General features: G+C 61.4%; 19 protein-coding genes. 12 read left to right on the top strand and 7 right to left on the bottom strand.

Going from position 1 to position 21,914, the window contains the following annotated elements:
* Positions 1 to 340: 340 nt before the first annotated feature.
* Positions 341 to 2,200 (bottom strand): AAA family ATPase, encoded by a 1,860-nt coding sequence (locus GOACH_RS18540; protein ID WP_005178129.1) that lies wholly within the window; start codon positions 2,198 to 2,200, stop codon positions 341 to 343.
* Between the two features lie 678 nt (positions 2,201 to 2,878).
* Between GOACH_RS18540 and GOACH_RS18535 the strand changes: the two genes are divergently transcribed.
* From GOACH_RS18535 to GOACH_RS18515, 3 genes are all read left to right on the top strand, one after another.
* On the top strand, positions 2,879 to 3,358 hold the full coding sequence (locus GOACH_RS18535; RefSeq protein WP_040519114.1) for a protein phosphatase 2C domain-containing protein: 480 nt from the start codon (positions 2,879 to 2,881) through the stop codon (positions 3,356 to 3,358).
* A gap of 1,126 nt (positions 3,359 to 4,484) precedes the next feature.
* Positions 4,485 to 4,799 carry a DUF5663 domain-containing protein gene (locus GOACH_RS18520; protein ID WP_005178123.1) on the top strand — a complete coding sequence of 105 codons (315 nt, stop codon included), beginning with the start codon at positions 4,485 to 4,487 and terminating at the stop codon, positions 4,797 to 4,799.
* 38 nt (positions 4,800 to 4,837) lie between these two features.
* Positions 4,838 to 7,003, top strand: coding sequence for a type IV secretory system conjugative DNA transfer family protein (locus tag GOACH_RS18515; RefSeq protein ID WP_005178121.1), 2,166 nt, complete (start codon positions 4,838 to 4,840; stop codon positions 7,001 to 7,003).
* A 291-nt stretch (positions 7,004 to 7,294) separates the two neighbouring features.
* On the opposite strand, the gene GOACH_RS23165 is transcribed toward GOACH_RS18515, so the two are convergent.
* Positions 7,295 to 7,597 (bottom strand): HD domain-containing protein, encoded by a 303-nt coding sequence (locus GOACH_RS23165; RefSeq protein WP_005178117.1) that lies wholly within the window; start codon positions 7,595 to 7,597, stop codon positions 7,295 to 7,297.
* Between the two features lie 157 nt (positions 7,598 to 7,754).
* Between GOACH_RS23165 and GOACH_RS18505 the strand changes: the two genes are divergently transcribed.
* The 4 genes from GOACH_RS18505 (at position 7,755) to GOACH_RS18490 (ending at position 11,657) form a co-directional block, all read left to right on the top strand.
* Positions 7,755 to 8,681: a hypothetical protein gene (locus GOACH_RS18505; protein WP_005178109.1), complete on the top strand. Its 927-nt coding sequence runs from the start codon at positions 7,755 to 7,757 to the stop codon at positions 8,679 to 8,681.
* A gap of 29 nt (positions 8,682 to 8,710) precedes the next feature.
* Positions 8,711 to 8,902: an OmpA family protein gene (locus GOACH_RS24655; RefSeq protein ID WP_040519112.1), complete on the top strand. Its 192-nt coding sequence runs from the start codon at positions 8,711 to 8,713 to the stop codon at positions 8,900 to 8,902.
* Positions 8,903 to 9,564: 662 nt separating this feature from the next.
* Positions 9,565 to 10,323, top strand: coding sequence for a hypothetical protein (locus GOACH_RS24345; RefSeq protein WP_245551953.1), 759 nt, complete (start codon positions 9,565 to 9,567; stop codon positions 10,321 to 10,323).
* A gap of 296 nt (positions 10,324 to 10,619) precedes the next feature.
* The gene (locus tag GOACH_RS18490; RefSeq protein WP_245551952.1) at positions 10,620 to 11,657 is read left to right on the top strand and encodes a hypothetical protein; all 1,038 of its coding nucleotides are present in this window, start codon (positions 10,620 to 10,622) and stop codon (positions 11,655 to 11,657) included.
* Between the two features lie 74 nt (positions 11,658 to 11,731).
* On the opposite strand, the gene GOACH_RS24340 is transcribed toward GOACH_RS18490, so the two are convergent.
* Complete coding sequence (locus tag GOACH_RS24340) at positions 11,732 to 11,956, bottom strand: hypothetical protein (RefSeq protein ID WP_005178102.1); 225 nt, start codon at positions 11,954 to 11,956, stop codon at positions 11,732 to 11,734.
* Positions 11,957 to 12,454: 498 nt separating this feature from the next.
* On the opposite strand from GOACH_RS24340, the gene GOACH_RS24335 reads away from it, so the two are divergent.
* The gene (locus tag GOACH_RS24335; protein ID WP_245551951.1) at positions 12,455 to 12,991 is read left to right on the top strand and encodes a hypothetical protein; all 537 of its coding nucleotides are present in this window, start codon (positions 12,455 to 12,457) and stop codon (positions 12,989 to 12,991) included.
* On the top strand, positions 12,988 to 14,511 hold the full coding sequence (locus tag GOACH_RS18480; protein ID WP_005178096.1) for a tetratricopeptide repeat protein: 1,524 nt from the start codon (positions 12,988 to 12,990) through the stop codon (positions 14,509 to 14,511). The genes GOACH_RS24335 and GOACH_RS18480 overlap by 4 nt, the downstream gene beginning before the upstream one ends.
* Positions 14,512 to 14,539: 28 nt before the next feature.
* Here GOACH_RS18480 and GOACH_RS18475 read toward each other — a convergent pair whose 3' ends face one another.
* Positions 14,540 to 15,811, bottom strand: coding sequence for a hypothetical protein (locus GOACH_RS18475; RefSeq protein ID WP_005178095.1), 1,272 nt, complete (start codon positions 15,809 to 15,811; stop codon positions 14,540 to 14,542).
* Positions 15,812 to 16,000: 189 nt separating this feature from the next.
* Here GOACH_RS18475 and GOACH_RS18470 point away from each other — a divergent pair, with 189 nt between their 5' ends.
* Positions 16,001 to 16,618 carry a helix-turn-helix transcriptional regulator gene (locus tag GOACH_RS18470; RefSeq protein WP_005178094.1) on the top strand — a complete coding sequence of 206 codons (618 nt, stop codon included), beginning with the start codon at positions 16,001 to 16,003 and terminating at the stop codon, positions 16,616 to 16,618.
* A 24-nt stretch (positions 16,619 to 16,642) separates the two neighbouring features.
* On the opposite strand, the gene GOACH_RS18465 is transcribed toward GOACH_RS18470, so the two are convergent.
* Together GOACH_RS18465 and GOACH_RS18460 are read right to left on the bottom strand one after the other, a co-directional pair.
* Entirely contained in the window at positions 16,643 to 17,386 is a 744-nt protein-coding gene (locus GOACH_RS18465; RefSeq protein ID WP_245551950.1) for a hypothetical protein, read from the bottom strand.
* A 91-nt stretch (positions 17,387 to 17,477) separates the two neighbouring features.
* Positions 17,478 to 18,116, bottom strand: a complete 639-nt coding sequence (locus GOACH_RS18460) for a helix-turn-helix transcriptional regulator (RefSeq protein WP_005178092.1) — start codon at positions 18,114 to 18,116, stop codon at positions 17,478 to 17,480.
* Positions 18,117 to 18,345: 229 nt separating this feature from the next.
* Between GOACH_RS18460 and GOACH_RS18455 the strand changes: the two genes are divergently transcribed.
* A complete protein-coding gene (locus GOACH_RS18455) occupies positions 18,346 to 19,779 on the top strand; it encodes a phenylacetate--CoA ligase family protein (protein WP_005178091.1) in 1,434 nt (477 codons plus the stop codon).
* The gene (locus GOACH_RS18450) at positions 19,779 to 20,807 is read left to right on the top strand and encodes a ThiF family adenylyltransferase (protein WP_005178089.1); all 1,029 of its coding nucleotides are present in this window, start codon (positions 19,779 to 19,781) and stop codon (positions 20,805 to 20,807) included. Before GOACH_RS18455 ends, GOACH_RS18450 begins: the two co-directional genes overlap by 1 nt.
* Before the next feature lie 61 nt (positions 20,808 to 20,868).
* Here GOACH_RS18450 and GOACH_RS18445 read toward each other — a convergent pair whose 3' ends face one another.
* Positions 20,869 to 21,612: an MSMEG_1198 family transcriptional regulator gene (locus tag GOACH_RS18445; RefSeq protein ID WP_005178087.1), complete on the bottom strand. Its 744-nt coding sequence runs from the start codon at positions 21,610 to 21,612 to the stop codon at positions 20,869 to 20,871.
* Positions 21,613 to 21,914 lie beyond the last annotated feature (302 nt).

Below are 21,914 nucleotides of genomic sequence, written 5' to 3'. Positions count from 1 at the left end.
GGATGTGATTCGTTGTCGCGGTTCAACCAGGCGACCGATGCCCGCGAAATGCTCATCCGTGATGCCGGACAACTATGCGATCCACAGGAACTCGGTGACCGCCGAGTGATGGCATGGGGTAACCATGCCCCATGCCATCAATGGTACGCGGGTGTAGGGCGCGAGGCCGCGCCACCGGACCGCCTCAGTGATCACACATGAACACGGCACCACAGCCGCGGACCGAAGCTTCCAGCCGACACCGGGCGGTACCTGAACGATCGCGTCAATGGGCAATACCTTCTGCACGCGCTGGGAGATGCCCGTGACGCGGCGGACGCATCGGGGCTGCCGAAGCCCCTCATCGAAGCCATACATTCCAGGCTTCGCCGGACCTCTTGATTCGTGTCACCACCACTTCGGGTGGCACCGTCGGAAGATCGAACATTGCGCGGGCGAGCGGATTGATGAGCATGGCTTCGACGACGTTGGCCACGCCGCGGCCACCGAAGTCGAGGTTCTGTGTGGCTCCGGACTTGAGAGTTTGGATGGCTTCATCGGAGATCACCAGTCGCGCTCCGGTGGTCTCGCGGACACGGTTGCCTATGTTGGTCACGAACACGTCGACCAGTTCGTTGCCGACGTCCTCAGACACAAAGTCGAATACGACGACGTTCTCGCCTATGCGATTCAGAATCTCCGGCCGGCCCAAGTCTCGGGTGAAATGCTCTGCGACCGCAGCGCGGATGGTTGTCTCGACCTCTCGGTATCCGGCACCTCGGGTGATTCGTGGCGTGCGCAGTCCGTCAGGTCCGACTGTGTAGACCCCGAGGTTCGAGGTGAATACGATGAGTGCCTCGGAGAAGTACACGGTCGATCCGTTCCCGTCGGTCAGCCGACCGTCCTCGAGGATCTGAAGAAACTTGTCGAAGATCTGCGGATGGGCCTTCTCAACCTCGTCGAACAGGATCAGGCGGAACGGCTGTTGCCGAACGGCGTTGGTCAGTTCACCCCCGGCGTTGTGCCCGATGTAGCCGGGTGGCGCGCCGATCAGGCGCGCTTCGGCGCCCTCGTGTGCGAACTCGCTCATGTCGAATCGGAGAAAGGCGTCCTTACGTCCGAAAACCAACTCGGCCACCGACTTTGCCAGTTCAGTCTTGCCCACACCCGTCGGACCCGCGAAGAAGAGAACGCCCTGCGGGCGTCCTCCGGAGCTCGCGGTTTGGGCGCCGGTTAGTCCCATGGTCGATCGGATAAGGATGTCGACGGTCTTGCGAACTGCGGCAGGCTGACCGAGGACACTGCGGTTCAGAGTCGCCGCGGCCTCGCGGATCTTGGCCTTCAATGCCGGGTCGTGCCACGGGTTGTCCGGAATTCCGACGCGGTAGGTGCGGACTGCATCTTCAATACGGGCTCCGGGGATCCCGCGGTCGATGGCCAGTCGGTTGATCTCGTTGATCGAACGCAACGTCAGTCCACCCGTAAGACCGGCGTAGCGGTCGATCAGCTTCGTCGACGCTTCGTCGAGCTCGTGGTCGAAGGGGATCGGCACTGCATTCGGGAGCGAATTGATAAGGGGTCGAATGAGATTGCGTCGATCGCCGAGAGACGGGAGTGGGATTGAGATCACTCGGACCAGATCGTTGCCGACGATCCAGTGCGGAAGGTCGCCTTCGCGGTCGACCATCCAAAAGACTGTGTTGTAGAGCGGTGTGCGGTGCGAACCGGCAACGCGATGGCGGACAGCGGTGAGAAGTGCACGCTCGGCGGTGACGAGGAGTTCGTGCAGTTCTCCCCCAAACGTTTCTGATTCGGCGCGGAGGCGGGAGGCACCTTCGATAACCAGGCAGCAAGAGTTCTCTGCTGAGGCGACCAGCCGGATAAGGACTCGAAGCTGTCGCGTCAGGGATGCTTCGCTGCCCGCGGCCTTTTCGGCATCGCGGATGAGTGTTGAGGCGACCTGTCCCTGCTCGGAGAGAATTCCGAGTCCTTCGGCGGGATTGAACGAGACGATATTCTGGTGACCTGCCTGAGACAGCGCGTGGACCAGAGCCGAAGTGATGTCGAGACTCCGGTACGGCGGGCCTCCGGATTTTTCGGTCGGTATCAGGACGAAATCACGAAGGTTGCCGGTGAGGACTACCTGAGGATTGGCGGCGAGGGCGATATCGACCTCTCGGATCCACGTGGGCGTGGTCCGGTCTGCGTGTGCGAGGGTCACGGCGGAGACTCTCCAAGGTGGCTGGACATCAGTACATGAACGAAATACCTTGCCATGTGACACCGGAGGGCGTCTATCCCCCAAACGCCTCAACAATGCGGACTGCGCACCTCTTCTCGTCTGAGTTCAAGAGACCGGGGCTGTTGCGGTTTCGTGAGGGTGGATCGATGGCACAGAATGGGGGCCTGTGGTTTCTGTCCAGCGGCTGTTGGTGGCGGTCGGGTTCGGCAGTTTCTTGAGCTACGAAAGGTGACGGGGGCGTGGGGCCATCCCCGGCCACAACACAATCGTATGGATGGGCGGCAGACTCCTCCACGATCTTGCCACTGAACTTCTCGCAGACTTGATCGAGGGGAATCGTTGGGTACGCGCAGGAATGACTGAAAGCATGACGTGCCAACGAATTTGACCCTCTCGCCACTAGCTAGAGCGGCTCCGGTTTGGCACGCACGTTCGAGCGCTCGTCGATCGGCCCGATCGACGGGTCAACGAAGATCGCTGCCGGCGGTCAGGGGACCGTTTACCGTGCATCGAAAGTAAAGACCTCCTTCACCTCCAATATGGTGTACAAGGAGTACAAGCCGGAGATTATCAGCAAGCTCAGCCGGAGCGCATTGGCAGCAATGCCGGATTTTCTCGAGAGACTGGGCCATTTGGAAGCATCGAAGCTCATCGAGATTGCGGCGTGGCCATGCGCGCTGGTGTGCGGCCTGGACGATCGTCGAACAGGCGAAGACCACTCTGGGCCTGGAAGACCCCGATCGAACTGCGGCCGCGCGCGACTTCTCCACGACACTCGTAGTGGCCATCGTCGATCCTCGTGACGACGGCAGCGCCGATGTCCGGATCACCGATGTCGGCGATTCAGGTGCATGGGTCCTCTCACGCGGAGGATTCGAATCGGTGATCGCAGGGAAGTCGGCTGATGAAGGCGGGATCACGAGCTCAGCGGTATCGGGTCTGCCGCGAGTGCCGCAGACGCTGCAGGTCAGGTCTGTGGTGCTCGAACCAGGCGAGGTGCTGCTGGTCGGCACCGACGGTATCGGGGATCCGCTGGGAAGTGGCGAAGGTAGTGTCGGCAACCTTTTTCAAGGACGTTCTGGGCGTCGGAGTCCCATCACTCCTGGAATTTGCCAACGCCGCCGACTTCAGCCGTGAGACGTTTGACGACGACAGTACCTTGGTTGCCGTCTGGCCTGGTGCTGCTGTCGCGGCGGGTGCCGAAGGAGGTGACTCACAGACCTACTAGCACCGTCGGTGAATCGAGGGTCTTCCCAGAACGGAATCGAGTTCCTGTCCCGGCGCCGACCATCGGCGTCGGCGCCCGAAAGGATATGTAGCATGCCCGGATACAACCCGTCGTGTGGCAACTGTCACCGCTGCGCGAAGTGCAGGGGGGATGGCACGGTCACCGAGGTGAAGTACGAGAAAGACTATCGCGGAAAGCAGGTGCGAACCGAGGTTCGCAAGACCTGTCCATCGTGCAACGGTGTCGGTGGGCGCGTCGGTGTGGGTCCTCACGATCACCGGTGAGGAAGCTTGATCGCGGCGCCGGAACTCCCGGCGCCGCGATCTGCTGCGCTGTTCAGTCAGTTGCTGATCCCGGACGGCTCAGTCCGCAGTAGCCGTTCGGCAGCACGACGGCACGGCGGAGTTGCTGTTTGGCTCAAGAGGATTCGGCAGGCGAACCGCCGGACTCGACTGCGACTGGATGCCGATGGATGTCGACCTTGCGGGCATTTCTCCCGCTGGCGTCTGACTGTATTGTGTTGTGCAGGCGTGCTTCAGTGCGCGGCCATCTGCGGGGGACTCACTCGTCTTGTTGACGGGAGCCCCAGCTTGTCTGTTGTGGACGTGACTTACTTGCCGTTGCCGTGCTTCGGTATTTGCCAGCAGGAATGCGTGGACCGGTTGTTCTTCCGGGCCTCCTCGCATGAAGCGCAGGTGCAGGTGCAGGTCGCCATCTTCTTCACCTCCTCTCGGTTTGTGCACTGGTCGAGGTCGGATTGGATGAGTCTCATCGATCTACCGCCTGGGATCCAAAGGATATCGTCCCACGGGTGTCCGCGCACCATGGGTTGCCTTAATTTCATCCTTACGGCAATCGCTTCGACCGCGACAATGTGCACCAACTGACTGCCGGCGGATACGTTACAGGTGGTCCGCTACGACGGGACGGGGAAAGTCTCCAGCGTCCACTTCACGAACGCCTGGCTGGCGCATGGATCAAATCAAACGGGGAAACGGTACTGAGCGTGAATGACGACGCGACCAGGAGGTTTCCATGATCGATCTCAACGCAATACTTGCAGAAGCACTGCCCTCCACCCTGCCTACAGATGCGCTGGAGCAACTTGCCCAGATCGCGTACGCGGAACTTGAACGGCGTACTGGCGAGCGGATCTACGACACGTTCACGCTGCCGGCATTGAAGGCCTTCGAAGAGGCGCTCGACATCGGAAACGACGAGCTGACGCTGCAGATCCTGCAAGGAGAGTGCCCCCAGTACGAGCAAATCATCAAAGAAGAAGTTGAGCGCATCGTTTCCGAGACTGTAGTGCGGATCAGCGCTCTGGTTGCCGATGGGGAAACGGGGTAACGGCTGTCATTCGAAGTCGGGAAAAGTGAGGATCTCCAGTGAACGAAGCACTCAACAACCGCCACGACAGCTTTACGATCTCTGCCCTGCGCAGCAGAGACTGCGACAGCGATGTCGAGGTTCCCCGTGGCATTCTCTCGATGATGCAACTGCTACCGGACGTCTCGGTGACACTCCGGGCGGGTGTCTGCGAGAGCGAAGGTCTTGCGCATCTGACCATCGGTGTGGAAACCCCATCCGAGCAGCTGAGAGGAGAGATGGCGCACCTGGTTGGTCAAACTGCCGAGGTCACACGACGACGGAGCGTTCCGATGCTTCAGGAGCACGTATGGCCGGGCAGCCCCGAAGCCTCAGGCTTGGGCTTTGTTCCGACTGCCGGTGGTCAGCGCCATTGGCGTGCATCACGGATGCCCGCGGAGGCTGAACTCGCACGCGTATGGCACGCCCTCACATATTGGCCGACCGGACATCTCGAGATTCGGCTCGCCGCAGTCGCGGATTCAACCTACCGGATCGGCGTGAGCCTCGTGGGCTCAAGCGCTCCGACCCTCGCTGTTCGTGGTGCGATGACAGATGCCTTCCCTGGACTGACCTTTCGGGAAGCCGACGAGTGCTCGGCCGACTTCGTCGGCGAGGCAACGGAAGCGGAAACAGTACTTGCTGTCGGCCTTCCGCTGGGTCGCGCTCATGTACCGGGTTTCCTGGTGGCTCCGGCTGCAGCAAAGCCAGTCGCGCTCATCTCGGCGCGCGCGCAAGACGAGACCGCGGTGTTGAGCCTGGGCGCAGCGGTCACCGATGCCGGTGTTGTGATTGACGAGCGTCTCGGTGATTCCGAAGTGCTGCGCCACGTTCATGTGGTGGGGGCGACAGGGACCGGCAAGAGCACCTTGCTATCGAATATCGTCCATCAGTTGGCTCACAGCGATCACGGCGCACTGGTCCTTGATCCACACGGGACACTGGTCGACCGGATCGTCACGGAACTCCCTGAGTCAGCGGCCAACCGGTGCATCGTCGTTCGTGCCGACGATCTGGAGAACCCGCTTCCCTTGAATCCGCTTGCAGCACGCGATGAAGCTGCCCTGGAAACAGCCATCGCTGACATCGGGCAGATGTTCTACGAGCTGTTCGACCCGAAACACACAGGGATTGTGGGACCTCGGTTCGAGGATCGCATCGCTCACGCCCTGCGGGGGCTGGCGGTCTTGCGCGGACCAAGAGCAAGCCTGCTTGACGTACCCCTCATGCTCGAGCATGAGGGAATGCGCAAGACCCTTGCCGCGGTTCTGACCGATCCCAGGGAAAAGCTGTGGTGGCAGAACGAGATGCGAAACAAGAAGTCCTCGGACTATGCGGATCTCGTGGCGTGGTGCAACAGCAAGTTCGAGAGATTCTCTGCGAGCCCCGCCTTGCGTGCAATTCTGGGATCCGGTCATGACTGCTACGACCCGATTGGCGCGATGGATGACGGACGAATCATTCTGGTGGATCTGGCAAAAGGAAAGATCGGTGAGACGGCCTCAAGGCTCCTCGGGTACTTACTACTGAACCGATTCTGGGTTGCTGCCATGAACCGCTCCCGACCGGAGCACCGCTTCCACGTGATTGTGGACGAGGCGCATTCGGTGATGGCGGGTTCGTTGTCCAACATGCTGTCGGAAGGACGAAAGTTCGGCATCTCGGTAACGGCCGCGCATCAGTTTCTGGGTCAGCTTGACCGTGAAGTTGCAGAGGCATTGGCCGCCAATGTGGGAACGTCCGTGGTGTTCCGCTCCAATGGCCCCCACGTAGGAGCGCTGGTGGCCGCGACCGGTGACCAAGTGAGCCCCTCGACGTTCATGAGCCTGCCTGCTCTCACGGCGATCGTCACTCGAACGGCCGCAACCGGTGTCACATCGAAGCCCCACACCGTTCGGGTCGACACAGCGATACGCAACTGCCTCACGGCCAGCGCTGGAAGCGTTCTCGCCAACACACGGACGCTGACTAACGGGTTGTCGCTGAAAGCCCTCGACCCAGAGGCAGAGTACGGGGATCGGCGCGGGGGCGCCGAGACACGCGGCGCAGATGCAGAGCCGAAGGACAAGAGCTTCCTCGACGAGTGGCTGGCGAAGCGCGCCGCGTCCGCGAAGGCCGATCAGCTCATGCCCTCCGCTTCTGCTGGTGGTGCACCAGCAAACGATGCGGAGGACGTCGTTGCATAAAAGCTATTTATCGTTTGCAACGATCGTCCGAAGGCGAGACCCCGCATCCCTCAAACGTTCCTTGAGGAATGCGGGTATCGGCTTCTCCTCAAGAGTTCTGATTTGCCGGTCACAATTCCAAAGAACATCCGATTCTGATGCCTTGAAGACTTTCCATAGTTCCTCGCCTACTGACTCGAAATCCGTCACCATTGAGTCGATGCTGTGGCATTTGTCGGCGGCGCTCACGATTAGCGAGTCGGTATCATCGAGCAACCGAAGATGCTGGATGTAGTCTTCCTTGCGTACGCGCTACGGCCGTGTTCTTCCGCCCTCGGACTTGATTTCGGATACGTTCGCCACAATCTCTGTGACGTGTTCACCGAATTCGTCACGCATCCGATCCGCCGAGTAAATGTCTGGTGAGACGTCTTCCAGGATGTCATGGAACAGCGCAGCGATGACGGCGTCTTCGTTGCCGGTGTACTGGGCTGTGATCAGGGCGACCCCAATGGGGTGAGAGACGTAAGGTACACCGGAAACTTTCCGGTACTGACCGTCATGTGCCATGGCCGCCGTGGTGATAGCGCGGTCGATCCTTGCCGTGTACTCCACAGGTGTGACGGTATCCGAACGCGGATCGGTTGGTCAGAGACCAAATAGATGAAATGAACCGTCCGCCAGACCTGACGCGGTGTGAGGTGGGGAAGCGGTCATGGATTCGTCACTACCCGCCCACCGACAGAGTCGGTGGCGACCTCGAAGGACGACCATGATTCGAAACATCAAGAACATCCTCGCTTGCGTACTCATCGGAGGCAGCGCTGTCGCGACGCTGAGCGCTTGCGGCGACGCCACCGAACGTACGCGCGACGCACATCTCGTCGTCGTCACAACAGCGACCTCAAATGAACCGCTACCGGCGTACCCCACCGTGCTCGACCACCTCGTGACTACGGCCGTTCAGACCGGAGAAGGATCGATGCAGATCCTGGTTTCCCGTGGTGTTCGAGTCGATTCGGCCGGAGAGCCGATCGATCTCGTCCTTCGCCGGGAAAGCGGCGACATCGAGAACGACCCCGCCGAGATCGCGACACGACTTCCGGCGCTGCTCACCACGATTTCATCACGATTGTCGAACGTCGCCTCCAACGCTTCGACGCTGGATCTGCTTGCCGGACTGAATGAGTCGGTGCGACAGGATGCCGGAACCATCGTTGCGATATCCAGCGGGCTACAGACAGAAGGGCTCATGGACTTCGCTGCTATCGGGTGGGATTTCAGTAACGCAGAGGAGATTCAGAAACTGCGGGAAGGCGGATTCTTGCCAGATCTCTCCGGTCGCCGCGTCTTCTTCGCAGGCTTGGGGCGAGTAGCGGGACAGCAGCCCGCGCTACCCGAGCCGATGATCAGGAAACTGCAGTCGTTCTGGATGGACCTCTGCGCGGCCGCCAATGCAAATGAGTGTGAGGCGGTTGATTCGGGTGCGGCACCCATGCCCGCAGCGTCCACGGTGCCAGCGAAGGTCGTGACGGTTCCGAGTTTTGCGCTGCCCGAACTCTCGCGGAACACCCATCAGATCTCGCTGGACTCCTCCGCGCTGTTCGCTCCTGATTCCGCTGAGTTGTTGCCGGGAGTGATCGGTGAGCTGAACACGCTGGCTCGGAGGCTGACGTCTCTGGGGTCCGCTGTCAATTGACAGGTCATACGTGGCGAGTCGGTCCTGCCGTGGGCGCCCGAGAACTGTCGACGTCGCGCGCGCAGGCAGTCGCCGACGCTCTGGTTTCTGGTGGACTTCATCGGTCCTTGATCCGTACGGTTCGCGGGGTTGGCTACGACGAGACCATCACTCCGCCGAACGCCGGCCCAGATGAGGTGGCACAAGCCAACCGCGCCGTGATCATCGAGATCGTTCGATGAGAACCCGGAGTTCGCAGGCATACGAATGCGATGCGGGCCCTAGACTTGCAGAGCTACGTGACATCGAGAGGGTGAATGTGAAGATCGAACGACCGGTTATACCACCGATCGAGACCGAGTTGTCCATCGACCTGCTCGATATCCCCGCCGAGGGGCTCTCGCGTAACCGAATGCTCGAACAGTGGTACCGAAAGATGTCTCCACCTCCGCCAGAGAAGAAGGTGACGGACAACGAACTGCGGGCGTGGTCGGGCACTCTCGGATCGTCGACATGGTTTCGTGTCGTCTACGGCGACACCACTGGTTTGGTCATGTGCGAGCCGAAGGTCCGTTTCTCGGACGCCAAGACGTGGGAGAACGCGATTGAAGCGTGCCGCGAGACCGTAGAGCCACTCACCCGGTATACAGGTGGATGGGCATCTGCGTTCGGCCGGATACGACCGCCTCGACTACCCGGCAATGTCGCAACCGCGATTCGCAACTACGAGCGTGGCACGCCGGCTGCCGTCCGCCGCGGACTGGTCGGGCCGTCAGGGATCATGCAAACTGCATCCCACACGACGGCCTTCATTTCCGACCAGAGCTCTCGGGCAGAAACTGACATCCGGACTGCAGGGCAGTTCTACGTCGATGGGCTCGCTACTCTCGTGTCCGCTGCGCGCGTGGGTGATGCAGAACTCGACGATGCGACGTGTCGACGCTTGGCGGAGCATCTGGCCGAGGTGCTCGCAGCATTGGACGTTGAATCCACGGAAGACCCTGCAGCTGACGTCTCGGACGCTCAGCGCAGCGCAGCCACCGACTTCCTGAACTCTGTCATCACCAATGGCCTGCCGATACGGAAGGCTGACCTCGACAATCTGGCGGAAGCGTACGTACGCGTTCACAAGACCTACGTGAATCGATTGCGACACGGTAAGCCCCTGGAGGGAACAGAGGGATATCTGCGGATGCGTCTTGAATCAATTCGACAGGAGAAAGGCAGGCTCGCCGCAATACGGGACAAACACGAACAACCGTTGAATGTGGACGGTGATCCGAACACCATCCGAGCTCACGATGGTGCTGACGACCCGGCAACCTCGAAATCAGAGATCTACCGTGCGCGTGCACTAGTTGAACTTGCGGTGCAAGTATTGCTCAACGACCCCGGACTCGTACTTGACGGGAATCGGTTATGGGAGGCGGATCTCGCGATTGCGATACTACGGGGTGATGTCTCGCCGGGCGAAGCGAGTTCGCAACAGCTTTCCCGATTCATTCAGGAGGCGTGGGAGACCGAGCGCCCCGCGAACTCGCGATCGCGAACAGGCCGTGCCTCGGCCATGGATGTGACGCTGCTCATGCGAACGGCGATATCCACGGCGCAGCGACTGCGGAGCGAAACCGATACCGGTGGAAAGGGGATGGAGCCGCAATGAGTGATCTAGTGGGGACCGCTGTCAGAGCCCACGACGGAAGCCTCTCGTGGCATGCAAATATCTCGGTCGCGCTTGGTCCGATCTCGTTTGAGCTCGACGGCTGTGTGTTCGTCGTGGATGCGGCCTTTCCGGACACGGTTGTCGACTTCGCAGTCGTAAGCAACGATCGGTTGAGTTCGCTCGCCGGTCTCTTTGCCGACGCGGAATCGGTTGACGTGCTGTTGGGGGTGGCGGCTGGTGAGACATCGGAGGTCGCGGGCCTCACACTCGGGGCCGATCTGGCCCGGTTGGCGACCGTGCAGGCCGTGCGCGCCATTCACCTGGGTGATCTGGACGAGGGAATCCTCAGTCTCGATCGTGCACACGCCTACCGGCGTGTTGGGGCCGAAGATGTTGCGCGAACTCAGTACGCCTTCGCCGCCCCGGCAGTCGAACTACTGACTGAACGCATCGTGAATGACGGTCTGGCCGGTCCCTTGGTCTCAGGCCTTCTGGACGCTGTCCAGGCGTCGCCACGTGATGTATTCGTAGGCAACGCATGGGAACGTGTCATGACCTTCTTGCGGGAGACGGACGCACAATCAGAGTTGAGCTGGCAGCATCAGTTCTTCCTGGAGGCGGATCCATTGGCGACCAGCTTGGGATCCATTGCCGTTGTCACCGGGCAACTATTGGATCTGCGTATGGTTCCCCCACGGATCCTCCGGTTCACCGGTCCCGATCGCCCCGACCTCGAGATCATTTCGAGTGGAACATCTGTCACTGTGCAAGCAGATCTTCGCGACGATGCACTCGAGGACTCGGCTGAGCTGGCGGAGTTGTTTGCGGTGGCAGCCGACGCAGATACCGGCGCGATTACCGCCTCGAGCCCGTGTTCGGTCGACCATGGCCTGGTATCGGCACGATTGCAGGTGGGCACAGATACAGATCGACTCCACTACATGCTGGTTTCCGCAGACGCGGATATTGACGCGATACGACTTGATACGACGGGGGTTGCCGTCGCCCAGATTGATCGATTTTGTCGATACGCGTGGACGATGCACCGAACGGCGGGCGCCCTGAGGTTCGGAGTGGGTGCATCCAGCACCGGTGCGGACATAGACAATTCGAGTTTGGCGGCCGAGCAGGCAGAGTTGACCGCGGTCGACGCAATGTCGACGGCGGTCGGTCTGGTCCGCCAGTTGGCGCGCCGTACGCGCCGCGGGCCGGCCGGAGAGGCAATCGCCGGCTACTCCGCCGCGGTACAACGGTTGGCCGAACATATCGAGGAACGCTCAATGCCGACTGCGGCGCTGGAACCGACACTGGCCGAGTTGGTCGAGCTGACATGACGCCGGGAAGAACCCTGCTCCTTCGTGCTTACGACGCGGGTGACACGTATGTGTCCTTCCGCTGGCTTGACGATTCAGAGAATCCAGTAGTGCACCGGATCCCGGCGCAAAGCCGTGATCGTGCACTCGGCGCCCTGGCCAGGGCGCTGGTGGAGGTACCCGGTGAACAGGGCGACGATGACGCGGCACTCGAAGAAGCCGTGCGCGAAGCTGTCACCGGACCGTTTACTCGTCGGGTGGGAGAGCTGGGCCTCAGCGCAACCCTCTCCGCTCTGATACTTCCCAAGAGTGTTTGCCAACAGCTACTTTCACCATCATCGTGCAGAGTTCTCGTGAGAATCACTCCAAGCCGGATGCTGGCGCGAGTTCCTTTTGAACTCCTACCCATCGACGATTTAACCAGGCTCATCGAGGTGGCCGATCTGTGTTATGAGCCTCCCGCAGCGGTCCATGTGGGTCGGTCGCGCCTGCCGGAGCCCTGGTCGGCCACGACCGCGGCCCGTCCGGTTGCCTATCTCATCGATCCTCAGCTTCCTGCTGGGTCTGGGCTTGGGCCGACTCTGCCGCGCGGCGCGGCGGCCGCCGGCAACACGAATGCGAGAGTATTCAAGGATCGATTGGCCACTCGTAGTACCACCCGATGTTCCGGAGTCGGAAAAGTTTGCGGGCGATGGGATCTGAGTGAGGACCTAAATCAGTTGCCGGGGCGTTTGGTGTACTTCGGCCATGCGACCGCGGATCCCGGCGAACCAGGATCGGCATCTTTGCACCTCAGCGATGACGCCAGAGTCTGGGGAGTGACTCAATCGATCAACAAGGTGCACCGCCCGCTTTCCGCCCTCGACCTCTTGCTGGGCACTGCCCGGGCCGAGCTGAACGCGAGTGAAAGTGAGCTTGAGGCGGAAGTCGGTTGGGGCCCCGAGTTATGGCCAATGCCGCCTCGCGTGGCGATCATCGCGTGTGAGGGCGGGGTCGACTTCCGAACGTCCGAGACATTCGGACTGGTCATGGCAATTTTCAATGCCGGGGCCGAAGTCGTGACCACTACGCGTTGGACGCTGCCGTCGGACAACGGGTTCCACAAGTACGCCGGAGTTGACTCGGTTCCCGGACCGACGACCGAACTCGCGCTCGCGGTCGACACAACGCATGAAGATACGGATCCCATACGCGCCTTGGGGGATTGGCAACGTCAGAAGTTGCAGGAGTGGATGGCTGCTCCAGGTCCGGCGACGTCACCTCTGGTGTGGGCTGCGGCCGCATGCCATACGTGTCCGCCGAGAGAAGTTGTATCGCCTCGACTCGCCGTAACCGAGAAAGGCCAATCAGCATGACGACCTCTCATTCTCACGACGGTGACGGCAGCCCGGATGATGTCGACACGGAGTACGAAGAATGGTCGCGCCGGTTGGACGAGCTGGACGCGCGCGCGGAAGCAGCGATGGAGTCCGGCGATGACAAAGCCATCGGCGTGAGCTACGTGGATCTGGCAGAGCACCTCGCCGGAGCCGCCGAGAACGGTGTCGTCATCGAACTTCTCTTAACGGCGCGAGAGGCGTTTCTGACGCATGATCCTGAGTCCGCTGCGAACTGTGCCGCAGGGATCGGCTACTTGGCTCAGAGCATCGGAGACTACGAGACTGCTTTCGGCGCCTTCGACACGGCCAGCGAGGAATGGGAGTCGCTCGGAGAATTGAGGCTGATGGCCGATGCCGACAGCAACGTCGGCGCCATGGCGACGCGCCTCGGTGAATATGAGACTGCCGACACATATCTCAGGTCGGCGATCATGTACTACATCGACCACGGTCTGCTTGACGATGCCCAGCAATCGATGGTGAATCTGGCCAACAATCTGCTTCTGGCAGGAGACCCGAAAGAAGCCGAGACGATTCTGACGGATCTGCTCGCCGGCTTCCGCCCAGACTCAGAAGAGTACGCCAAGTGCCTCGCTTCGCTCGCCAGCATCTATGCGACCTCGAGTCGTATTGAGGAAGCGAGACGCAACCTCGACTCCGCGAGTGCGATATTCGAATCCTTGGGCCGATCAGACGATGCCCAGGATACCCAGATGACACTGAGTCACGTACTTCTGACCGCAGGCCAGTACTCGCGGGCGATCGATATAGCCACAAGGTCGCGGGAGTACTACGCACAGCAGGATCGGCACGACAAGACCGCGGTGTGTGACTACAACCTCGCCAACTACTACACGATCACGGGGGACTACTCGGCTGCCGACGTCGCGTTCAGCCGAGCGTTTGAGGGACTGCGCGCGGCGGGTCAGCACCATCACATCGCGAACCTGCAATGGAACAGAACGAAACGTCTCCTTATGGAGGCGGCAGTCAATGCGCGGGAACGTGCTCAGCTCTCGAAGGACGCGTTCGATACGGCCGTGTCATCGCTCGTGGCGCTCGAGCACCAACGATTTCAGTTCACCCAGGCCCGGGATCGAGTCAAGTGGTCGGAGACGTTGGCCGATCGTCTCGCGACGACATTCGCCATGGCCGAGCAGCTGGGCAGGCGAGATCTCGTCGCGGACTTGATCGAGACCGGAATCAACGCGGGTGTCTACCACGGCGGTTCGAGCGATCCATCGAGCTTCCAGCATGATCTCATCCCCATGGACTCTGATCCGCCGCAATTTGCGGTCGAAGACACGCCTGCTGCCATCACGCACGGTTCCGTATCCATTCTGCTATCCGACTCGTTGCCCATGTCGCCGCCGCCGACCCTCGTGAGCGGTTCAACCGGTGAGCCGATTCTCAAGCACCAGCGCGAACTCGCGGCGAGCCTTGATCCCAAGTTGGATCAAGTGCTCGCCGGAGTTCCCTCAGTACCGTTGTGGTAACGGGTGTTTTGGTGTGTTCGCGCAGTCGTCAGGCAGCATCGGTGACCACATGCGGGCCGCCGTATCCGTGATTGGTGCCATTGGGCTCGACCAGTGCCCGCAATCGCTCGAGGTGCGCCCATCCACCGAGCTCACGCCGATCTGAGATACCGGGAAGGTGCAACGGAACGTAGAGTTCACCGGCGTGACCGAACTCGGTGCGGAGGCGCAAGATCAGCTGGTTCGCAGGAAGAAACGCGGCGCGGAGGTCGCGATCGGCCTCGATGAGCAGCCGGCGACACTTCTCGTCGACTGACGACATCAACTTCGTGACCGCGACGATCTCGTCGTCGATCTTCGCCCGGCGCTGGTCGGCAGAGGTGATCAACGCTGCCAGGCTGTCTCGGAACTCCACTTCCGGCGACCTCCCGAGCGCAGCAATGGCGGCGACGACGATCGGCGCGAACAGCGCGCACAGTCCGATTGTGGCACCGACCCAGCCAGCGAGCCCGGATACCTTGGTGCCTTCAGCGACAGTGACGATCCGCCGGTCGATGGACCAACCGACCAGGGTCGACAGCGCGACCATCATCGCGGTGCCGGTCAGAATGGCGGAGCGGCTATCGGCAAGGTGCCCCAACCCTTGGTCGCCCGCATGAACTGAACGGTGGATTCGTCGAAACACAGCGTGTCCCACGGTGTGTGACACGATGGCCAACACGGTCGCAGCGAGCAGCGCGAAGCCTGCCGCCGTGATCATCTTTGCGGCCTCGGCAGCAGGGTCGAGCGCAAAGGCGTGGAAGCTGGTGTTCTCGATGGTCAGCATCAGCATGAACAGTGCCGCAACATCGACGATGACGACTCCGATGGCCAGAATTCGCCAGGTCCGTGAGACATGATGCCGGTGTCGCGTCGATCCGCGACGAGTCTCGTCGTCGATGAGTTCTGTCAGTTCCGCTGCGCGAGTGCTCATCTCGTCGAGGGTCAATGGTCCGGTCCCCACCTGACACGGATCGTTCACGACATGGCGCTCCGAGGTACTGCGTTCGCGTTGTTCACGAAGCCGCGCGAGCCGGATCTCAGCACTCTGATGACTGGTGCGGAGGTCGGTGAGCTTCGTGGCATACGCCGACTCAACTGCGGTCGCCGCGCGCGAGATGAGGGATAGCACCTCGGCCTCGCCAGCGAGGAGCGCACCACCGGTGTCGGCGGACTCGTCCTCGGTCAGGCGCCTGATCTGCCCGACGGCGCGCGAGTAATACTCATCGGCCACCTTCTTTGTCCGGCGGTGGTGCCAGTGAGCTCTGAAGTTCGCGAGCATGAAGTCCTCCTCAGGATCTTTCGACTGCGCGGTTGCGCTGCCTTGGTCCCGTTTCCCCAGACCCCCAGAACGAGATGCCGACTCTCGTGAGCGATATCGCGATGCCTGCTTACGGCCGGGTGGGGAAACGGTAAGCGATTCGCACGCCGACATCTGATCGGAACCTGCTCACGAAATGGATTCCACACCATGCTGATTCAAAAGGCTCCACACCATGCCGCCGACGTCGTCGTCATCGCATCGGGCACGGCGCTGGACCACGCCCTCATCGCCTTGGTGGAGAAGTGCGGCTACTCGGCCACGGTGGCGCGTCCAGAGGTCGGCACGTGTCATCAGGCGAACGTTCTGATCGTTTCTGACGACCTGGTGCTCAGGACGCTACCGAAGCAGCTTCTGTCCAGCGCGACCACACTCATTGGAATTCCAACGTCCGACGGTCAGACGAGGGGGCCTCAGCGCGGAGTGGTCTGGCTATCGGGCACGGACACGGTGGGGCAACTCGGCCGGATTCTCCACCGGGCAGTTGGTCCCGGACCGAATGGCAGAGGTGGGCCCCGAATTCACCTTTCGCATCGGGAACGCGAGGTCCTGGGAACCTACACGATGGGAGCCACAGTCACGGAAACCGCTGCTATTCACTTCATCGCGGCCTCCACGGTGAAGGCGCACTATCGGCGCGTGGTCGCGAAGTATGAGGCTGCCGGTCGAATCGTCGAGAACAAGGCACAGTTGATGGTCGAATTGATTGCCGACGGATGGTTGGACTCGCCGTGGGCGTGCGCCTGCGAATCCTGGCGAGTCGGGTGACAACTCAGTGCGCCACGGAAGGTTCTATCGGTTCTGCCGACGCGCCGCGAGGCCGCCGAGGAGTCCCGCGACAACGAGATAGGTGGTCACCAACCCGAGCGCCGATGGCGTGCCGTCGTGTGCTGTGCACGCAGTGGCAGTTTCGTTTGCGGCGCCGAGGATCGCACCGAGTGCGGTGACCGCACCCAACAGGGTCATCCCGATGTGGGGGGCGATCGCAATCACGACGCCAGACAGTAGCGCGGCTGCGATGGCGATCAAGAGCACTCCTGACTCATCGCCGAGAAAGGTGCGCGACGCTGGTTCACTCCAGAACAGAACCATCTCGACAAATCCGAACAGGCCCAACCCGATGTACCGAAGTTGGCCGATCCGTAGTCCCCGATAGAGAAAGAAGATCAGCGAGCAGGTGAAGGCCAACATGAACACAACCATCGTCAAGATGGCCCCGGTCACATTCGTTCCGCCGCCACAATCCCCGGTGAAGATCGCGAGGAGTGCGGGGACGAGGGCTATCACGGAGATGAGGCTGAAGAACCACTCGGCACCGACGGTGATCGCTGTGCGCAGCGGGGTCGCGCGGGCCCACATGGCCAGTGACGCCACGATCGCGATGATGCCGCCTGAGAAAGGTCCGCCTGCAGTGGGTGAGCCGGCGGCGATGGCGAGCTGGCCGGCGGCGATGGCGCACAACAGACCCGCGAAATAGGTGTAGGCCAGGCTGTTTCGCTCATCGTCCACAGCTCGGGATCGGGTGCTGTAAACCATTCGATGAATGTAGGTCAACCGGGCGGCGGGTGTGCATCCTCTTTTTGTGGGAACCCGCGGCCGATCGTGGTGGAGTGTCGCGGCCCGCGTGTCAGCAGGCCGCGTGCAGGATCTCGTGTGGGTTGACCCAGCCGTCCGCCATGAGCCGAATGAGTAGCTGGGCCTTGTTGCCGACGGGGCGCCCAGCGACTTCGTAACGGTTGGTGACACGTCGATAGTGCGCGCGAACGGTGCTTTCCGCGATATTGTGAGCGGCCGCCGTCTCGCTCATCGTGGCGCCGAGGGCGTACGTCGTCAGGATCTGACGTTCCCGACCTGTCAGTCGCACGTTCTCATGGGAGCCACGCCCGGTCGCGAGTTCGGACAGGAAACTTGCCAGCTCCGACGTTGCGCGCGCGCCGTTAGGAATGTCGATTCCATGATCGTTCGCGGCAGCGAATCCGAGTCCGATGACGGCTGCGTCGTCGAAGGCCGGGTCGCTCTGCACTCGCTTCTGGGCAGTGGCTGTCCGTACAACCACTGCGCCGTAGGTCACAGTGGGCGACGATGGCACTGAGGCGACACAGTTCGGGGATCCGGTGCCACTGGGACTTACCGCAACGGCACTGAACCCGAATCGCTCGATCAGCGCGCACAACGCCGAGTCAAAGATGTCGTTCTCGGTGACCACGGCAACGACCATCTCGTCGCTCCCGTTGTGATGGACGTTGTACGACGCTGTTGGATTCATGGATCGAGCTTTGCCGAACAAGGGAGGGGGGTCATCACTTCTTGCGACACGCTTGACAGAGCATTGCGTCAGAACGCGCTCGAACTTCCCGAGTCCATGCGTAATCGCGCATGAGCACCTCGCGATGCTTCGCGATTCTGAATATTCCTGCAGTAAACGAAGTCTGATTTCGTGTGGCGAACATGAGCGTGGGGAAACGGCCTCCAGGTCACGACGACAGGAGATAACCATGAATCCACTCATGACCACCACAACGCCGGATCTGGATCATGCGATCAGTCTGGCCAACCGTGCGCTCGCGCACGTCCCCGCGTACCAGGAGCACGTCCAGACGCACGGCCTGGATGGGCGGCGGGTACAAACCGCCCGAGAGTTCGCGACGCTTCCGGTGACCACCAAGCTCAATTACCTTCGGCGACGATCACTTTCGGGACTGGTGTGGGATGGCGACATCGCTGGGGCGGGAACGTGGTCGGCAACCTCTGGGTCGACAGGCGGCCCGACATTCTTTCCTCGCGATTGCTCCGCAGCCAAGGAAAGCGTCGAGATCTACGGGCGGATACTCTCCGAGAACTTCGAGGTCGGCGATCGTTCCACCCTGGTCATCGTGTGCTTTGCCATGGGTACGTGGATAGGAGGTACTTACAGTTACCAGGCGGTGTTGGGCTTGCGTGCTCGCGGACATCGGGTGTCGGCGACAACACCCGGAATTGACGTCCGGGCGGCCGTGAAGAATCTCAGTGAACTTGCGCCGTACTACGAGAAGGTGGTGATCGCCGGGTATCCGCCGTTGGTGAAGGACATCCTGGATCAGGCACCCGACAGTGCGCTTGCCCAGGACATCAGCATTCTGCTGGCGGGCGAAGCGATTACCGAGACGTGGCGCGACCATGTGCTGAGGCGGATCGGACGCGCAGGTCAGTTCCGCCGGGTGTGCGTGATGTATGGGACGGCTGAAGCGGGCGTGATGGGCCACGAGACGCCGTTCACCATTGCTTTGCGTCGATCCGGTCTGCTGGGTACCGAAATGGGAAAGCTCCTGTTCGGCGCCGAAAGTCGTACTCTGCCAACATTCGTCGAGTTCAATCCGATGAGGCTGTTTACCGAGGTTGATGCCGACGGATACCTCCTGTTCACCATCGACTCAACGCTTCCGCTGATTCGCTACCGCATCAACGACACCGGGAAGGTGTTCACCGGGCGGGAGCTGGGCGTTCTCTTGCAGCGGTGCCCACACGCAGATCTGGCCGAGGCCGTCGACCCCGATGCCGGTTACATCGTGCTGACCGGGCGGCCGGACGTCGCGACGACCTTCTACTCGTCGAACATCTACCCGCGCGACCTTGTGCCTGCGTTCGAGAACCCCTCCGTCGCGAACATGATCACGAACAAGTTCCGGGCCAGCGGGCTGCCCGATGGAGATCATCAGCCGGTCCTGAGGATCGACGTGGAGCTCGCGGCGGGGGTGATGTCGCCAGGGCAGGATTTGCCCGAGGAACTGTCCCGGCTATGCCGGGCGTCGCTGAGGGCGAATAACGAGGAATTCCGGGCGTTGGACGATGAACGTGACGACGACCGCTGCCACCCCCGGATCACTCTGCACGCGTACGGGACCGGGCCGTTCGGTTCCGATGTCAAGCAGACCTATGTGGTGGTGGCGTGATGATCGAGATCCTGCACCCTCGCTACGACCGCGACCGTCTCACCCAACTGGCCGCAGGTCATGTCAGGATCGTCGACACGTGGCCCGAGTCTGTGAACGAGTATTTGGCGATGGCTGCACTCGACTCCGACCTTCCCGCCATCAACGGCGATAACCCCGATGCACACACACGATGGATCTATTTCCCTTGGCGTGCAACGCTGGTACGTCTCCCGGATTCCGACGTGTTTCATCGTCTCCGCACGGGCCGTAACCGGTACCTCATCACCGATGCCGAACAGCAGCGGTGGGCAGAGGCAACGATTGCCGTGGCAGGCCTCAGCGTCGGTGCCTCGCTGTTGCACACATGCGTGCTCACGGGGTGCCGTCGCTTCCGTATCGCCGACGGCGACACTCTCGGCCCGACCAACCTCAACAGGTTGACTGGTTCGGTATGCGATCTCGGGATGAAGAAGTCGCTGCTGGCGCATCGGCGCATGCTCGAGACAGATCCGTATCTGAGCGTGGATGTATTCAGCTCCGGCGTCATGCCGTCGACAGCTCGGGAGTTCGTATCTGGCGGAGAGGGAGTCGCGCGGGCAGACGTCGTCCTCGAGGAAGTCGATGACCTTCCCACGAAGGTTGAGCTCCGCCGACAGGCCCGTGCGGCCGGCGCGCCCCTGGTCATGGTGACCGACGACGGCGACAATGTCATCGTCGACGTCGAGCGCTACGACCTCGACCCGAACTACCCCGCGTTCCATGGAAGTGTGGGCGATATCGAATCCTGGGGTGAGGCTGATCTGCGCGATCCGAGACACCGGATGTGGCTCGTCGGTTCGATCGTCGGAGATGACATTTCCCCGCGTGTGTCCGAGGCGTTCGCCGTGGTGGGTCGACGGATTCCGTCGTGGCCGCAACTGGGAACGGCGTCGACGGCGGCCGGCGCGGTTGGGGCCTGCGTCGCTCGCAGAATTGTCTGCGGTGACGCGGTGCTGTCGGGTCGTGCCCGTGTACGCATCGACAACCTTGTTTTCGACGCCCGGTAGTACCCCAGGTGGGGGTACCCAGAGAATTGGGTACCCCCACCTGGGGCTACCCGGCCGGTATTCAGGTCGTACGGCCTGGTGGCTCGAGAACGTCGGAATGGCCATGTCGACGGCACCAACTGACTATGTAGCGGGCGTGAAGGCCGCACCATCGGTACACCGAGGGCTGCGTGAGAGGGAGGCGTTCGTCATGCTCGTGACGCGCCCGCATCAGTGGTCCGATGTAGTTGGCGGCGACCTTGTTCGCGGTATTCGGTGATACTCGTGCAGCGACGGCCAAGGAAGCATTGTCGACGGCGTTGCCCGAGGCTATGGCACCGGCCATCCGGGCCGCGGTCGTCCCGCGCCGACCGTCGAATAACTCAAACAGAGAGGGGCGGGTGCTCTTTTGTGGGAGTGCTGGTAGACGCTGTCCCAGTGCGATCGTCTTCAATGCGTCCACGAATGCCGCTAGGCCGTCTGATTTCGCCACCACGCCGGACACGTCTGAGCGTAGCCGCGCTTCGGCGATGTGATCCTCTTCCATAGAGTGGCCCTGCGTCGCGAGAAGAACCGGAGCCAACCGGTCGGCGGTGCGCAACCCCTCGATGACGTCCAGGCCGTCGAATGTCCACTCAAGGTCAGCCCGATTGAATACCAGGTCTGCGCTGACCACGTCGAAGCGGACACGGGCCGCGATCGAGCTCAAAAACTCACTGCGGTCACGTGCCACTACCACTGTGACGTCGTCGAACGCGGATTGCAGCGGTGCGGCGACGACGTGTCCGAGGGGGGACGCAATGAGAATGCGCAAACCAGCTGTCATATGCGCAATCATGCCTTATCGGTCAGGTACATGCGTGATCAGACATTGGAACTGCGTGGTTAGGGGTCAGATGAAGAAAAGTCGCTGAGGGCAGGTCATGGGCGGGCATGAACTCTCGGCCCGAAAAGTCAATGCTTGGGTTGCCCGCCGGCGCGCATTGCGCCCCCACAGCCGCCAGTTCCCTCTGCCAACGGAGAAGCCCAATGACCATTCAGGTTGATCAAGCGCTGAGAGTTCCACCAACACTTCGTGCGGCGGATGCTCCGGTTGTGGTGGGTGCATGCCATGACCTAACAGATGTT

This window comes from Gordonia aichiensis NBRC 108223 (assembly GCF_000332975.1).
Taxonomy (GTDB): Bacteria; Actinomycetota; Actinomycetes; order Mycobacteriales; family Mycobacteriaceae; genus Gordonia; species Gordonia aichiensis.
Note: the sequence above shows the minus strand (reverse complement) of the source record. Positions and strands in the feature narration are given on the sequence as shown.

Coding starts and splice junctions, on each gene's coding strand:
- GOACH_RS18520 (WP_005178123.1), top strand. CDS start 4,485: ATGATCGATCTCAACGCAATACTTGCAGAAGCACTGCCCTCCACCCTG.
- GOACH_RS18505 (WP_005178109.1), top strand. CDS start 7,755: ATGATTCGAAACATCAAGAACATCCTCGCTTGCGTACTCATCGGAGGC.
- GOACH_RS18480 (WP_005178096.1), top strand. CDS start 12,988: ATGACGACCTCTCATTCTCACGACGGTGACGGCAGCCCGGATGATGTC.
- GOACH_RS18475 (WP_005178095.1), bottom strand. CDS start 15,811: ATGCTCGCGAACTTCAGAGCTCACTGGCACCACCGCCGGACAAAGAAG.
- GOACH_RS18470 (WP_005178094.1), top strand. CDS start 16,001: ATGCTGATTCAAAAGGCTCCACACCATGCCGCCGACGTCGTCGTCATC.
- GOACH_RS18465 (WP_245551950.1), bottom strand. CDS start 17,386: ATGGTTTACAGCACCCGATCCCGAGCTGTGGACGATGAGCGAAACAGC.
- GOACH_RS18460 (WP_005178092.1), bottom strand. CDS start 18,116: ATGAATCCAACAGCGTCGTACAACGTCCATCACAACGGGAGCGACGAG.
- GOACH_RS18455 (WP_005178091.1), top strand. CDS start 18,346: ATGAATCCACTCATGACCACCACAACGCCGGATCTGGATCATGCGATC.
- GOACH_RS18450 (WP_005178089.1), top strand. CDS start 19,779: ATGATCGAGATCCTGCACCCTCGCTACGACCGCGACCGTCTCACCCAA.
- GOACH_RS18445 (WP_005178087.1), bottom strand. CDS start 21,612: ATGACAGCTGGTTTGCGCATTCTCATTGCGTCCCCCCTCGGACACGTC.